The organism is Vibrio sp. 10N.247.311.13, assembly GCF_041467595.1.
Taxonomy (GTDB): domain Bacteria; phylum Pseudomonadota; class Gammaproteobacteria; order Enterobacterales; family Vibrionaceae; genus Vibrio; species Vibrio crassostreae_C.
Map to the genome: position 1 here is coordinate 86,525 of NZ_JBFSUX010000002.1, position 14,317 is coordinate 100,841.

Annotated in this window: 13 protein-coding genes; 12 read left to right on the forward strand and 1 reads right to left on the reverse strand. The window is 45.0% G+C overall.

Annotation, left to right across the window (positions count from 1 at the left end; genetic code table 11):
- The first annotated feature begins 59 nt into the window (after nucleotides 1–59).
- The 6 genes from AB6E52_RS01470 (at nucleotide 60) to AB6E52_RS01495 (ending at nucleotide 6,969) form a co-directional block, all read left to right on the forward strand.
- The gene (locus tag AB6E52_RS01470; RefSeq protein WP_102320485.1) at nucleotides 60–1,448 is read left to right on the forward strand and encodes a di-heme oxidoredictase family protein; all 1,389 of its coding nucleotides are present in this window, start codon (nucleotides 60–62) and stop codon (nucleotides 1,446–1,448) included.
- Nucleotides 1,449–1,607: 159 nt separating this feature from the next.
- The gene (locus AB6E52_RS01475; protein WP_065585177.1) at nucleotides 1,608–2,669 is read left to right on the forward strand and encodes an imelysin family protein; all 1,062 of its coding nucleotides are present in this window, start codon (nucleotides 1,608–1,610) and stop codon (nucleotides 2,667–2,669) included.
- Nucleotides 2,659–3,744, forward strand: coding sequence for a DUF1513 domain-containing protein (locus AB6E52_RS01480; protein WP_102320486.1), 1,086 nt, complete (start codon nucleotides 2,659–2,661; stop codon nucleotides 3,742–3,744). Before AB6E52_RS01475 ends, AB6E52_RS01480 begins: the two co-directional genes overlap by 11 nt.
- An 80-nt stretch (nucleotides 3,745–3,824) precedes the next feature.
- Entirely contained in the window at nucleotides 3,825–5,363 is a 1,539-nt protein-coding gene (locus AB6E52_RS01485; RefSeq protein WP_102320487.1) for a murein L,D-transpeptidase, read from the forward strand.
- A gap of 198 nt (nucleotides 5,364–5,561) precedes the next feature.
- Nucleotides 5,562–6,110: a YcbK family protein gene (locus AB6E52_RS01490; protein WP_017060953.1), complete on the forward strand. Its 549-nt coding sequence runs from the start codon at nucleotides 5,562–5,564 to the stop codon at nucleotides 6,108–6,110.
- Between the two features lie 205 nt (nucleotides 6,111–6,315).
- Nucleotides 6,316–6,969 carry an MBL fold metallo-hydrolase gene (locus AB6E52_RS01495; RefSeq protein WP_017060954.1) on the forward strand — a complete coding sequence of 218 codons (654 nt, stop codon included), beginning with the start codon at nucleotides 6,316–6,318 and terminating at the stop codon, nucleotides 6,967–6,969.
- Between the two features lie 111 nt (nucleotides 6,970–7,080).
- Here AB6E52_RS01495 and AB6E52_RS01500 read toward each other — a convergent pair whose 3' ends face one another.
- A complete protein-coding gene (locus AB6E52_RS01500; RefSeq protein WP_017060955.1) occupies nucleotides 7,081–7,881 on the reverse strand; it encodes a DUF2982 domain-containing protein in 801 nt (266 codons plus the stop codon).
- Nucleotides 7,882–8,101: 220 nt separating this feature from the next.
- Here AB6E52_RS01500 and AB6E52_RS01505 point away from each other — a divergent pair, with 220 nt between their 5' ends.
- From AB6E52_RS01505 to AB6E52_RS01530, 6 genes are all read left to right on the forward strand, one after another.
- Nucleotides 8,102–8,494 carry a hypothetical protein gene (locus tag AB6E52_RS01505; RefSeq protein ID WP_017060956.1) on the forward strand — a complete coding sequence of 131 codons (393 nt, stop codon included), beginning with the start codon at nucleotides 8,102–8,104 and terminating at the stop codon, nucleotides 8,492–8,494.
- Nucleotides 8,495–9,045: 551 nt separating this feature from the next.
- Nucleotides 9,046–10,140: a TRAP transporter substrate-binding protein gene (locus tag AB6E52_RS01510; protein WP_017060957.1), complete on the forward strand. Its 1,095-nt coding sequence runs from the start codon at nucleotides 9,046–9,048 to the stop codon at nucleotides 10,138–10,140.
- Nucleotides 10,141–10,337: 197 nt separating this feature from the next.
- Complete coding sequence (locus AB6E52_RS01515; RefSeq protein WP_102320488.1) at nucleotides 10,338–10,883, forward strand: TRAP transporter small permease subunit; 546 nt, start codon at nucleotides 10,338–10,340, stop codon at nucleotides 10,881–10,883.
- Nucleotides 10,884–10,892: 9 nt separating this feature from the next.
- The gene (locus AB6E52_RS01520) at nucleotides 10,893–12,176 is read left to right on the forward strand and encodes a TRAP transporter large permease subunit (RefSeq protein WP_029235146.1); all 1,284 of its coding nucleotides are present in this window, start codon (nucleotides 10,893–10,895) and stop codon (nucleotides 12,174–12,176) included.
- Between the two features lie 104 nt (nucleotides 12,177–12,280).
- On the forward strand, nucleotides 12,281–13,636 hold the full coding sequence (locus tag AB6E52_RS01525) for a cache domain-containing protein (RefSeq protein WP_102320489.1): 1,356 nt from the start codon (nucleotides 12,281–12,283) through the stop codon (nucleotides 13,634–13,636).
- Nucleotides 13,629–14,267 carry a response regulator transcription factor gene (locus AB6E52_RS01530; protein WP_017060961.1) on the forward strand — a complete coding sequence of 213 codons (639 nt, stop codon included), beginning with the start codon at nucleotides 13,629–13,631 and terminating at the stop codon, nucleotides 14,265–14,267. Before AB6E52_RS01525 ends, AB6E52_RS01530 begins: the two co-directional genes overlap by 8 nt.
- The last annotated feature ends 50 nt before the right edge of the window (nucleotides 14,268–14,317 follow it).

The window sequence follows — 14,317 nt, forward strand, 5'->3', positions numbered from 1 at the left end:
ATCCTCAAGAAAGCCACACCCACATAAAAACTAAAATCAAAAACACAGCAAGGCAATGTATGAAGTCGTATCTCTCAGCCTCACTATTAACCGCACTGTTTTTCGTATCTCCATTACACGCTCATGAAACCTACTCTGGCGGCAAAACGACCGTGAAGAAAGAAGGAGCGAACGCTTTTTCCCTTCCCGCAGCCAATCTACCAATGAGTAAGCGCTTGGATTTCAGCGTAGGTAATAGCTTCTTTAGAAACCCTTGGGTTCCTGCACCGTCATCAACCGATGCTCGTGATGGGTTAGGACCACTATTTAATACTAACGGCTGTCAAAACTGCCACATCAAAGATGGTCGTGGTCACGCGCCAGAAGAAGGAGATGAGAACGCAGTATCCATGTTGGTTCGTTTAAGCATTCCGGCTGAAACGCCTGAGCAGCGACAAGCCTTCATTCGAGATGGTGGAATTCCAGAGCCGACGTACGGCGGTCAGCTACAAGATTTTGCGCTTCAAGGTGTAAAACCAGAGGGCAAAGTGAACATTAGCTACACGGATGTTCCTGTTGAATTCAAAGACGGCACCGTCGTTACTCTGCGTAAACCCACTTTAAATATTACTGAACTTGCTTTCGGCGAGATGCATCCTAAGACCGAGTTTTCAGCTCGAGTGGCGCCGCCAATGATTGGTCTTGGTCTGCTTGAAAGTATCCCACAAGAAACGATTCTAGGATTTGCAGAGCAGCAATTGGCAGACAAACAGGGCCTGTCGGGTAAAGCCAACTATGTTCTTGATGTTCAAACCAATGAAATGGCGCTAGGTCGTTTCGGTTGGAAAGCCGGGCAGCCAAACTTAATGCAGCAAAACGCGGCGGCATTTAACGGTGACTTAGGCCTGACAAGCAGCTTATTTCCGAATGAAAACTGCACATCAGCGCAATCAACCTGTGATGATTTTCCAAATGGTGGCGAGCCAGAAGTCAGTGACAACATCTTAGATTTTGTTGAGTTCTATTCGCAGCATCTCGCGGTACCTGTTCGTCGTAATGTCGATAACCCAGCGGTTGTTCAAGGTAAAAATCTGTTCAAAGAGATTGGTTGTCAAAGCTGTCACCAAGCTGAAATTCGCACGGCAGAGCGTGAAGGCTTGCCTGCATTATCTAATCAGTTAATTAGCCCATATACCGACATGTTGCTACACGACATGGGTGAAGGCTTAGCGGACAATCGCCCTGAGTATCTTGCCAATGGTCAAGAGTGGCGTACCACACCACTTTGGGGATTAGGTTATACCAAAGAAGTGAACGGTCATACGTTCTTACTTCATGACGGTCGCGCAAGAAACGTTATGGAAGCGGTACTTTGGCATGGTGGTGAAGCAGAAATGGCAAAACAAAAAGTATTAGCTTTGAGTAGCAGTGAACGCGAAGCACTACTAGCGTTTTTGGAATCATTATAGGCTGTCTTGAATTCAGTTAAGCCAACGGCTTAGTTACTTAAGAAAACCGCTAACAAAAGACTGACTACCGCTGAACTTGTAGGGATACGAGGCCAGCGGTCGTTTCATATTTATTGAACTCATATAATTAAAAGAAAAACTAGGAAGTAAGGTAACAGCATGACACATAAATTTTTGTTAATGCCTTTGTCGGCATTAATTATGGCAGGCTGCCAATCATCGGGTGAGCAAGCCGCTTCATCTGAGGTTAACGGTGTGTCTTATCAAGCAGACACGACCGACCACATCAGTCGCAGTGTCTATCAACAAGAGTTTGATTCAGCGGTGCTATTCGCGAAGCAATCGAGCGAATTAGAAGCTCTGATGCAAGGTTACTGTGAAACGGATAACGTTGAGTTAGACGCTTTGAAAGATCAATGGCAGATCACAATGAACAGCTGGATGGCACTACAAGGCCAAGAAAGAGGTCCAACAGCAGCGCTTGAAGAGAGCTGGAATGTTCAATTCTGGCCAGACAAAAAGAACACGACGGGTCTTAAGATGCGTCAGTTAACTCAACAGAACAAAGCTTGGACTCAAGACGAAATCGCGCAGCAGAGTGTGACGGTTCAAGGGCTAGGTGCGTTGGAGTGGTCTCTGTACGACGAGCAATCTCCATTACTGCAAGACAAAGCGTCTGGTTGTCTATCTTCACAAGCGATCGCACAAAACTTGGCAATGAAATCGGCCTCTATTGCTGAGGCATGGCAGGTTAACCCTTGGTTAGCGCTAGACGAGACTCGTTGGGAGTCTGAATACATCGCTTTATTGACCAACCAACTTGATTACAGCATGAAAAAGCTGAGTCGCCCGATGGCGAAAATTGGTCATCCGCGTCCTTACTTCTCAGAATCATGGCGTGCACAAACCTCGATGACTCAACTAAAAGCCAATGTAGCAGCACTTCAGAATTTGTACCTTGCCGGTGGCAATGGCCTAGACGGCTTGTTGAGAGAGAAGGGCTTAAACGACCTAGCTGATCGCGTTGCTGACCAGTTCACATTGACGCTAGATACTTGGCCTACAGACTCAAGCTTGTTTGAGTTATTGCAGAGCAAAGAGGGCTACCGCGAGGTGCTGACTCAATACAACAAACTAGAACGTTTGAAGTACCTGATTCATGAAGAAGTGGCGATAGAGCTTGGCGTGGTAATAGGATTTAATGCTACCGATGGTGACTGATACTACACGAAGAACCTTACTGAAAGCAGCACTTGGGTGTGCTGCTGTGCCTGTGCTGCCGTTCGGATGTGCTAGCCGTTCAGGTGAAAGCGCATCGAATAAACCTCAGTTGATTGGTTGTGCGCTTAATGGTCGAGGCCAGTATTCCGCGGTTGTGGCTGATGAGTATGGCATGCCACTGAGCCAGCTACCTATCCCTGAGCGTGGCCATGGCGTCGCAATCTGCCCAACCTCATCACATGCGGTGGTTTTTGCCCGTCGTCCTGGTGACTATTTTATGGTGTTTGACTATAAAAACGGTCAGCAGATCAAAATGGTGGTGAAAGGTAACAACCGCCACTTCTATGGTCATGGCGTTTACTCATTAGACGGCACACTATTGTATGCCACTGAAGGGAAAACCGACACCAGTCAAGGCGTGATTGGCGTTTACGATGTCGCGCAAGGCTATCGTAAGGTCGAAGAGTTCACTGGTTTCGGTATCGGCCCACATGAAGTGATCATCATGCCGGATGGTAATCTCGCGATCGGCGTTGGTGGCGTTCATACTGATGGTAGAACACCGAAAAACCTCGATTCGATGCTGCCGAGCTTGAGTTATGTTTCTCCTGAAGGTGTGTTACTTGATCAGGTTGAATTGTTGGATAAGAAGCTGAGCATTCGACATTTAGCCCATGATGGTGCTGAAACGGTACTTTGTGGCCAGCAATATCGTGGTGAACCAGATGAGTATCCTTCGCTATTGGCGATGCATACTAAAGGCGGCCAGTTTGAATCACTGAACGCAGAGCCTGAGCAATGGGCAAGGTTCAATCACTATATCGCCAGTATTGCGGCGTCAGACGATTGGATTATTGCGACTTCGCCAAGAGGCAACTGCTACGGTATTTGGTCTAAAGAAACCAAAGAATTAGTAGAACTGTCTGCATTATCTGACGCTTCTGGCGCTGTGCTGCTTGATGGTGAGTTTCGATTAAGCTCTGGGGCGGGAAGTGTGGTAAGCCAGAGCAAGCCTTATGAGAAATCAACTCAACAATCATCGGTCCAGTGGGATAACCATTGGAGTTCAATCTGATTTATAAAGCCTCTTAAAAATAACATGCTTACTCCGATTTCTTTGCCATACTTATGAGATGGTTGGTGATGGAGTTAAGCATGTTCGCAAAATACTTCTGTGGATTATTAGTTCTAGTTTCTGTGCACGCATGGAGCTATACGAGTTCTGACGAGAGCCGATTTATTCCGGCTGATTCGGAGCTCTCTTTTATGCTGATTTATCCAGAGCTTACCCAGAGTATTTATCAAGACTCGTCTCTGCCTATTCTTTGGGATTCACCTGAACTTGTTAAGGCGTTTGAATTTCAATTGTCGCTTCTCGAACAAGCTCAAATGGCACCACTCTTCGATCGACAACTCAAGCAAATTCGTCACTATCAATCCCATGCTCAATGGCAAGAGTTGGACATATTACTCACCGATACTTTTATCTACTACCTGAGCTACGTTGAAAATGCGCAGCTTGCCGGTAAAGATTGGTACTTCTCGGGCAAGTTGCATTCCAAATTACCTGCGCCTTCTCCGCATATTCTGATGAGCTTAAAAAGCAGCGTTGCCAATGATTACTTATTGGAGATGGTGTTGTCTTACGCGCCGCCTGTTGGGGATTTTGACCAATTCAAAGCAACCTATTCGGTGTTAGAAACCGCCTCTGAACTCAATATTGAACGATATAGACAGAAAGGTTTGAAGCGCTTGGGTGACGAGCTTTCAGACAAGACGGTTCTTGTTGAGCGCATTGCTTTGGTTGGTGTTGATACCTCGATGATCGCGGTCGATTTTCCCAAGTTCGATCGAGATCTGCAAAAGGCGATTAAATCTTTCCAACGCATGCACGGTCTTACGGATGATGGGATCATCGGGCCAGACACGATCAAATGGATCAATATGGGCTTTGATGATCGACTTACTTCCCTAGCATTGAACGCCGAGCGTGCCCGCTTATGGCCAAGAAATAGAGACTCACTGATTGTGGTGAATGTACCTAGTTTTGATATGAAGTATTGGGAAGATGGGGAAGAGGTTTTTGAATCTAAAGTTGTGGTTGGGAGAAAATCGAGAAAAACACCACTCTTAGAGATAAAGCTTGATTCGGTTATCCTAAACCCGACTTGGAATGTGCCATGGAAAATCATGGTCAAAGACATCTTGCCTAAAGTAAAAGCCGACGAGAGTTATCTTGAAACACACAATTTTCAAGTGATCGATGGTTGGCGTTCGATGGAAACTGTCGATACTACCGAGATAGATTGGCAAACGATTAACTTTAACTCTTTTCCTTATCGAATGCGCCAGCAAGCAGGCTCTAGTAACGCATTGGGTTTGTATAAGTTCAATACGCCCAACAAGCGAGCCATCTATCTCCATGACACCCCAAGTAAAAGCTTGTTTAACGATGACTTCCGCGCCTATAGCTCTGGTTGTATTCGTGTTGAGCATGCCGAGGAACTCGCGGAGTTGTTATTTGCGACTAAGGTAAAGAAAGTGCCGAATCAGGATGATGAACTTGCGCCCAATACTAAGGTTCGTCTCAAGAAGCGAATTCCAGTGCATATCATTTATCAAACCGTGTTGTTTGAAGAAGGAGGCATACAATACCGCGGTGATATCTACCAATATGATAAAGAGGGCGGTTGATTGAAATATGGTCAAGAAAGGTGATCTTGACTGAAAAATGACAACCAAGCTTCTATTGATAAAATTATAATGAGTATCAATAACTAACCGTGCAAAGGTTACAAATACTAACGTTTTGCACGGTTTTTGTACGTTGACGCAGCAAATTCCATTATGTATCGTGCATTTTTCGTTCGATCTAATTGGTTTTTTTGCTGTATGTCTCAAAGTTTATTTTCACGCCGTCAGTTTCTGACTTACGCTGGTGGTACTGCTGTAGTCGCCTCTCTTACTCCTTCTATCGCTTTCGCTTCATACCCGGATCAACCAAGAACGATTAGCATGAACAATCTTCACACTGGTGAACGATTAGAGACTTGTTATTTCGATGGCACTAACTATGTTGGTGACGAGATGGCACGCCTTAGCAAACTGTGCCGTGACTTCCGCCGCAATGAGATTCATCCAATGGATAAGAACCTGTTTGATCAGATCACTCAGATTCAAAATGTACTGGGTATTCAAAAAGAAGTTCAAATCATCTCTGGCTACCGCTCTCCAGCAACCAACGAAGCGTTGCGCTCTAAGTCGAGTGGTGTCGCTAAAAAGAGCTATCACATGCTTGGTAAAGCGATCGATTTTCGTATCGATGGTGTTGATTTAAAGGAACTGAGAGACGTAGCTAAAAGTCTGCAAGCAGGTGGTGTTGGTTATTACGCTCGTAGTAACTTCATCCACATTGATACTGGTCCAGTTCGCAGCTGGTAGAGCTAAGCTGAGTTATTGAGTGATACGGTAGGCACTTGTCAAAGTAGACATCCAATGTCATAGTTTGCCCAAATTTCAGTTTGTTCTAATAATTCGGTTTATTGCTGCTCAGTTTGTTGCTGTTTAGTTTGTTATTGTTGGGTTTGTTGCCAATAACATAGCGATATTCGAGTTGTTCACCAGATTCGCTCTTTAAGGTTTGTATATGTCTCTTAAGTATCAAGTTGTACCTGTTACCTCTTTTTCTCAGAACTGCTCGATTGTGTGGTGTGATGAAACCATGGAAGGCATCGTTGTCGATCCGGGCGGTGATGTTCAACAACTCGCGGCTATCATTGAAGAACTCGGTGTTAAGGTTGTGAACTTGGTACTGACGCACGGTCACTTAGATCATGTTGGCGGTACGGTACCACTTGCTGAGATCTTGAAGGTTGAAATTGTGGGCCCGCATAAGGCAGACAACTTCTGGCTACAAGGTCTAGAGAATCAAAGTCAGATGTTTGGTTTCCCACTGTGTAAAGCTTTTGAACCAAACACTTGGTTAGAAGAGGGCGACAAAGTCACTTTTGGTAATCAAGTGATTGATGTGATTCACACGCCGGGCCACACGCCAGGTCACGTTGTACTGTTCAGTGAGCAAGCTCGTTTAGCGTTTGTGGGTGATGTGTTGTTTAACGGCGCAATTGGCCGTACTGACTTCCCACAAGGTGACTTCAATACGCTTATCGCTTCAATCAAGACTAAGCTTTGGCCACTAGGCAGTGACGTAACATTCGTTCCGGGCCATGGTCCTGAATCGACATTCGGTCGCGAGCGTGCATCAAACCCGTTCGTCGCAGATGAAATGCCTCTGTACTAATTAAATCTTTGATTTTCCAACCGATTATTTGTGTCGATTGATTGAAAATGAAGCTTAGCTTTTGTCCTGAAAGCTAAGCTTTTTTATTGTGTGTGAACTTACTAGTAAACCTTAATCAGAAAGACGTTCAGCGGCAGCCAAGTAGCGTCGAGCCAGCCCAACAAACTCTTCTCCACTCATATTCAAATCATGGGTTGATATGAAAATGTCATAACCGTGGAAGCCCCTTTGATATTTCATTCTGTTGGCAAGCATCGCCTGCAATCCAGAATAGTTTTTAATCACCGCGTTTGGACTGTTTGTCTCATTCGGTGAATCAAGGTTGTCCTGTGATTGGTTATCGTTGAAATTTACGTTGTCGGTATTCTGCGACTCTTTGTATTGGCTTAGTTCGACACAGCCACTTTCAGTACAACGCGCATGGTAATGCGATGAGTCGAGAACCATATCCTCAAAGTTGGACTCTTTGCCTGCTTGTTTGGCTCCTAAGTACAAAAGTGCTCGTTGGCTGAGCAATAATTCACAAGTTATTTTAGGGCAAATCGAATCGAGGTAGGGCGAGTAATCTTTTACTTTAATTCCGACCCAGGGCAGAGGTTGATGCCAACCATCTTGTTCATAAGTGCAAAGACCAATTTTTTGGATGTTACTCCATTTTAAAACCCAACCCCCTTTGTAAAAGTGCTGCTGAAAATGAGTCGGGGTAAGTGTGAACATCACTCGGCTGCGCAGCATCAAATAGTAGCCAGTTCCCAGAAGCGCAATACTGCAAAAAGCACCCACGATCAGTAACTTTGGATTGTCACTGTAGAGCGAAACGATCAAGCAAATGAAGCCTAAAATAATGGCGAGGATACGGTACGAGCGAGTGAATGAAGGCAAAGAGAAATTACTAAGGTGACGAGTGTCCATAGGTAACACCAAGTTTTCATATTTTTGTCTGGATGGATAACCAGTGTATATGACCCTGAATTGATAAGTCGATGTTTAAATAATAGACGCTAGTAGACAATATCGGTATTTTTCGTCGACTTTCGACGCTTCACTCTACAAATAGCTCCTGTTTTTTGGTATAAATCGCGCTTCAAATTTTCACCACTGCGAAAAGAGCAGTGAACTGGAGAAATATTCAATGAGACTTGCTCATAAGCGTAAGGTGCAGGCTAAACTGCAGAAACGCACTAAAGCGGCTGTAGTTAAAGCAGTGGCAACGCCGAAAAAAGCGAAGCCTGTCGCAGAGAAAGTTGTAGCAGAAAAAACTGTAGCAGCAAAACCAGCGGTAGAGAAAGCAGTAGCAGCAACTAAAGAAGTTGCAGTAGCACTGACTCCTAAGCAACAACAAGTTCTAGACATCGTTGTTAGCAATGCTGAAGGCATTAACCCTAAAGGTATCGGCCTAGAAGCTGGTCAAGAAGACGCGAAAGCAGCTTCATGGGCAACAGGCGCATTGAAAAAACTTCTTGAAGAAAACCTAGTAGCGAAAGAGCAGCTAGCAGGTAACAAGGTTATCTACAAAGCTATCTAATCCTGTGGGATTACATTCGCTTCGTTAAGTTTTTAAGCCTCGATTTTCGAGGCTTTTTTGTATCTGGCACATTATGCCAAGTCCGAGCCCAAATCCAAGCCTAAACCTAGGCTCTATAATCTCAATTCCAATTCGATATACGGCTTAACTGATTAGTGTTGTCTCGTGTCAGAGCTTCGAATCAGCAAGCACTAAATTAGGGCGTTAGCTAGGTAGATCAAGAGAGCAAAGCCTTGATTTTTTCCCTAAAATACAGCAATGAATAGAGCTTCATCACGAAATGGCAATCAATTGTTAAGAGTATTTAATTATTAATACTTAGGTATTTATCAATACGCAGTGCCTTGGTGAATATCCAAACTCCTTTGAAATCGACACTATTCAATCATCTCCTACGTAGTTCTACGTAATCCTTTGGTCTAATGCGCAGTTTGTGTGCGCCCGTCGTGCGTGCTCTCCCTGATATCTTGTTGCCTCATCACGGTGCACTCTTATGTTGAATCATAAAAAATGCTCATAGAAAGAGTGTTAACCCAACAAAGGACGTGAACATGAGTCTCATTTCTAACTCCCTCACACGAGTTTTTAAAAACGTTGCAGTAACTGCTGCGGCTTGTTTAGCTTTGGTCGCTACTGGTGCTACAGCCGCTGATAAGGTTTACCGTTTAAAACTTGCGGAAACTTGGGGACCAAACTTCCCAGTTTTCGGTGATGCAACCAAAAACATGGCGGCGATGGCTGAGAAGATGTCGAATGGTCGACTGCAAATCAGAATCGATTCAGCAAACAAACACAAAGCACCTCTTGGCGTTTTTGACATGGTTAAGTCTGGTCAATACGACATGGGTCACTCAGGCTCTTACTACTGGAAAGGTAAAGTTCCAAACACTCTTTACTTCACTTCTATGCCTTTCGGTATGACGCCAGCAGAACAATACGCGTGGTTCTATCACGGTGGTGGTATGGAGTTAATGGAGCAGGTTTACTCTCCACATAACTTGATGTCTTTCCCTGGTGGTAACACGGATATCCAGATGGGGGGTTGGTTTCAAAAAGAGATCAACAGCGTTGAAGATCTACAAGGTCTGAAAATGCGAATCCCGGGCTTTGCAGGCGAGATTCTTGCTGAGCTAGGTGCTAAACCGACGAACATTGCCCCAGGTGAACTTTACACGTCTCTAGAGCGTCGCACGATTGATGCACTAGAGTGGGTAGGTCCATCGCTGGATTTACGAATGGGCTTCCACAAAATCGCGCCTTACTACTACACAGGTTGGCACGAGCCGGGTTCAGAGCTTCAATTCCTAGTGAACAAGCGTACATGGAACAAGCTGCCTGAAGACCTACAAGAAATCTTACGTGTTGCAATGCGTACTGCGGCTTACGACATGTACACACAAGCAACGCACGAAAGTGGTAAGAACTGGGTTTCAATGAAGACAGAATACCCAGATGTACAAGTGAAAGATTTCCCACCAGAGGTTATGTCTGCTCTGAAAGAAGCGAACGATCGCCTACTGGCTGCACATGCTGAGAAAGATGAGCTAGCAAAAGAGATTCAAGCTTCACAAGCAAGCTACCTAGAGCAAGTACGTTCATGGACGGATATTTCACATAGAGCTTATCTAAATAGCCAAGCGAAATAATCGACAGTTGTTGAACTGAATCTAAATGAACCCGAAGCTTTTCTTATTGAGTATTTAAGAGTGAATAAGCCGAGGGTTCATTTAAAACATAATAACTAAGCAGGATAAATCCTGTATTACGCTCAAGAACCTTTTCTACGTCCTACAGCTCGTTACCTCAGCTGCGCGATGTCTTTTCAAATTCCATGGAGTCGGGAATGCGAAGTCTAATTTATATTGAACGCCTGTTTAATCGTATCGGTGACGCACTGGGATGGCTTTCCAGTATGTTGTTTATTTTACTTATCGCCAACGTCGTGTATGACGTTGTCATGAGATATGCCTTCAACGATGTCTCTATCGCCTTCCAAGAGATGGAATGGCACCTTTTCTCCGCCGTTTTCCTACTCGGTGTTCCTTATGCCATCAAGGCTGGTGGCCATGTTCGAGTTGACGTGTTCTATGAGCAACTGAGCTTTAAAGCACAAGCGATTATTGACCTGCTTGGCACGATTATCTTTCTACTTCCGTTTTGCCTGCTGGTGGCTTGGTTTGGTATCGATGTTGCCAAAGAGAGTTATGAACTGGGTGAAACCTCAGGTGACCCGGGTGGCCTGCCGTATCGCTGGATCATCAAAGCTATGATCCCGCTGTCATTCTTTTTGATGGCACTCAGTGGCGTAGGTTTGATCCTGCATTCACTGAATAAGATTTTTAATCCGCATCTTATCCATGCAAACAATATTCATACAAAAAACAAGTAGAGGCTGAACATGATTGGAATAGTAATGTTTTTCGTAGCCTTGTTTGCGCTTTTACTTGGCTTCCCAGTGGCGTTTACCTTTGGTGGTATCGCGTTAATCTTTGGTGTTTGGGCTGAGGGCATTGAAATGTTTGCCTTCATGCCATATCGAATTCAATCCATTATGGAAAACACGGTTCTGATGGCCGTTCCATTGTTTGTTTTTATGGGGCTCGTTCTACAAAAGACCAAGCTTGCTGAGCAGTTGCTTGAGTCTATGGGGCGACTGTTTGGCGGCGTTCGTGGTGGTATCGCGATTTCAACCGTATTAGTAGGTTCACTACTTGCGGCTTCTACTGGCGTGGTTGGTGCTTCTGTTGTTGCTATGGGACTTATCTCCCTACCTGTAATGCTCAAGTACAATTACGACAAAGGCTTAGCCTGCGGCACTATTTGTGCGTCTGGTACGCTAGGGCAGATCATTCCACCCTCCATCGTATTGATTCTATTGGGTGATGTTCTAGGTGTTCCTGTAGGCGACTTGTTCCAAGCGGCGATTTGGCCGGGCGTGATGCTGGTCGGCGCGTACATCGTTTATATCTTGATATACGCAAAGCTACACCCTGAAGCGGCTCAACCTATTGAACGTGATGACTCCATCAGCCGTAAGCAGGAAGTGTTTAATGCACTGAAAGCGATTCTTCCGCCTCTAGCGTTAATCATTGTTGTACTGGGCTCTATCTTCGCAGGTGTTGCTACGCCAACAGAGTCAGCCGCATTAGGTGGCGCGGGTGCGATGATACTTGCACTGCTTTACGGTCAATTTAGTTGGTCGATGGTGTACGAGGCGTCGAAAGAGACGGTGAAAGTAACGGCGATGGTATTTGCTATCTTGTTGGGTGCAACGGCATTCTCAATGGCGTTTACCTACACTGGTGGCGACTATCTGGTTGAAGAGTGGATGCTACAACTGCCAGGTGAAAAATGGGGCTTCCTGATAATTACCATGCTGGTGATTTTGATTCTTGGTTTCTTCATCGACTTCGTAGAGATCTGTTTCATCATCGTGCCGATCATTGCGCCAGTTGCTGAACTGATGGGCATCAACATGACATGGTTCGCTATCCTTATTGCGATGAACCTACAAACTTCCTTCTTAACGCCGCCATTTGGTTTTAGTTTGTTCTATTTAAAAGGCGTAGCACCTAAAGGCGTGACGACTAAGGACATCTACCGAGGTGTGATGCCGTTCATTCTGATTCAAATCCTCGTACTTGGATCACTTCTCGCTTTCCCATCTTTCTATGGAATGTGAGTGAAGCCAAGAATGTGAATGATATGTTTCAACGGCTATCTATAAATTGCTAAAGTAAAACGGCTTATTGATGTTCAGTAAGCCGTTTTTTGTGAGGGAAAGGAATGCCTCTAAAAGCCAAGCTGATTTTGCTGACGTTGCTCCCGTTGCTGCTGGTAACGGCGAGTATTAGTTGGATCTCGCTGCACCAGACTAAGACGTTAGGCGCTAAAGAAGTCGAGATCTTTAGAGACAGCCTAATCAAGTCGCGTGAAAACGCCCTCAAAGACACGGTTGATCTCGCGTTCGACGCCATAGAACACGTCTATAACGATCCAAATATCCAAGAAGCCCAAGCCAAAAAAAAAGTTCGAACCATATTGTCTAAACTTAGATATGGCTCTGATGGGTACTTCTTCGCATACGATCGCCTCGGGACCAACTTGGTTCATCCAATTCAGCCAGAATTGATAGGCCAAAACCTACTCCAACTGCAAGATGAAGATGGCGATTTTCTGATAGAGGCTCTGTTAAGAGAAGCGCAAACCGGAGGCGGGTTTCACCGGTATTTGTGGCAAAAACCGTCGACGGGTGAGGTGGTGTCTAAGCTGAGCTACGCCGCTTGGTTAGAGCGTTGGGACTGGATGATTGGCACCGGCTTGTATATTGAAGACGTACACCAAGAAGTGGCTTCGATGCAGGCTGCGATAAATAAGAATATTGAAACCACGTTCTTTTCGATTGTGGTGATTTTGAGCGTAACGGTCGCGGTCATCATCGTGCTGACCTTGGCTATTAACATGCATGAACATCGGATTGCTGATAACAACTTAAAGGAGCTGGCGCATAAGACGGTGATGTTCCAAGAAGACGAGAAGAAGCATCTAGCGCGTGAGTTGCATGATGGTATTAACCAATTATTAGTGTCGAGTCGTTGCCATTTGGAACTGCTCGGTAATAAGCTACAAAATGAAGACCTTAAAGCACATTTGAATAAGTCGCAGCATTCACTGATGCGAGCGATCGAAGAAGTGAGGCACATCTCGCATCAACTTCGTCCAAGTTCATTGGATGACATAGGCTTAGAAGCGGCATTGTCTTCATTGCTGTTAGATTTTCAGGCGCACTCGGGCATAGAAGTCGAGACCATGTTTGCTACTCAACCTGGTAAGTTAAAATCAGAGGCGGCGACGACCCTATATCGAGTCGTGCAAGAGTCGCTGAATAATATAGAAAAACATGCACAAGCGACCAAAGTAACGGTTATCGCTCAGCAAATTGGTAATGTGTTGCAACTACTGATTCAAGATAACGGTGTCGGTTTCAACACCTATAAAGCGATGGAAAAACGAGGGATCGGGCTGCGTAACATGAGAGAGCGAGTGGAGTTCATCGGTGGTGACTTTGAATTGATGAGTGAGATTGGCCTCGGAACGGAAATTACAGTGTTACTGACACTAGAGGGATTAATGAATGAGTGAAGTTATTCGAGTTGTGATTGCTGATGATCACCAAGTGGTACTGGATGGCTTTATGGCGAGATTGGAACTCGAGCCAGATATTAGCGTGATAGGTACCGCCAGCAATGGACTAGAAGCGGTAGAGGTCGTTAAGTCTCTGCGCCCTGATGTGGTGTTGATGGATATCAGCATGCCTATCATGAATGGCATTGATGCCACCCATCTGATTAAAGAAGAAGACCCAGAAGCCAAGGTCCTGATGCTGACCATGCATAACAACCGTGAATACATCATGAAGGTGATGCAGTCGGGTGCTGTCGGTTACATGTTGAAAGAGATTTCGGCTGAAAAAATGGTACAGGCAATCAAAACGGTCAATCAAGGATCGACCTATTTCTGTGAAAAAGTCACGCAGAATTTGTTTACTCAGCCGATTACTCCCACGCCATCTGTCAAGAATCCATTGAGCAGACGTGAAGAGGCTGTGCTGAAATTAGTCGCAAAAGGGGAGAGCAGTAAAGAGGTCGCAAAGGCGCTGAATATCAGCTATCGAACGGTAGAAACCCATAGGCAAAATATTAAGCATAAGCTCGATATTCACTCTACGGCAGAGCTTGCTAAATATGCGGTCAGCTCCGGGCTTGTGGACTGATCTTACGCTAAATAACGTTAAATGTGTAATTTAATTACTAAATGTGTAAT

Coding starts and splice junctions, on each gene's coding strand:
- AB6E52_RS01470 (WP_102320485.1), top strand. CDS start 60: ATGAAGTCGTATCTCTCAGCCTCACTATTAACCGCACTGTTTTTCGTA.
- AB6E52_RS01475 (WP_065585177.1), top strand. CDS start 1,608: ATGACACATAAATTTTTGTTAATGCCTTTGTCGGCATTAATTATGGCA.
- AB6E52_RS01480 (WP_102320486.1), top strand. CDS start 2,659: ATGGTGACTGATACTACACGAAGAACCTTACTGAAAGCAGCACTTGGG.
- AB6E52_RS01485 (WP_102320487.1), top strand. CDS start 3,825: ATGTTCGCAAAATACTTCTGTGGATTATTAGTTCTAGTTTCTGTGCAC.
- AB6E52_RS01490 (WP_017060953.1), top strand. CDS start 5,562: ATGTCTCAAAGTTTATTTTCACGCCGTCAGTTTCTGACTTACGCTGGT.
- AB6E52_RS01495 (WP_017060954.1), top strand. CDS start 6,316: ATGTCTCTTAAGTATCAAGTTGTACCTGTTACCTCTTTTTCTCAGAAC.
- AB6E52_RS01500 (WP_017060955.1), bottom strand. CDS start 7,881: ATGGACACTCGTCACCTTAGTAATTTCTCTTTGCCTTCATTCACTCGC.
- AB6E52_RS01505 (WP_017060956.1), top strand. CDS start 8,102: ATGAGACTTGCTCATAAGCGTAAGGTGCAGGCTAAACTGCAGAAACGC.
- AB6E52_RS01510 (WP_017060957.1), top strand. CDS start 9,046: ATGAGTCTCATTTCTAACTCCCTCACACGAGTTTTTAAAAACGTTGCA.
- AB6E52_RS01515 (WP_102320488.1), top strand. CDS start 10,338: ATGCGAAGTCTAATTTATATTGAACGCCTGTTTAATCGTATCGGTGAC.
- AB6E52_RS01520 (WP_029235146.1), top strand. CDS start 10,893: ATGATTGGAATAGTAATGTTTTTCGTAGCCTTGTTTGCGCTTTTACTT.
- AB6E52_RS01525 (WP_102320489.1), top strand. CDS start 12,281: ATGCCTCTAAAAGCCAAGCTGATTTTGCTGACGTTGCTCCCGTTGCTG.
- AB6E52_RS01530 (WP_017060961.1), top strand. CDS start 13,629: ATGAGTGAAGTTATTCGAGTTGTGATTGCTGATGATCACCAAGTGGTA.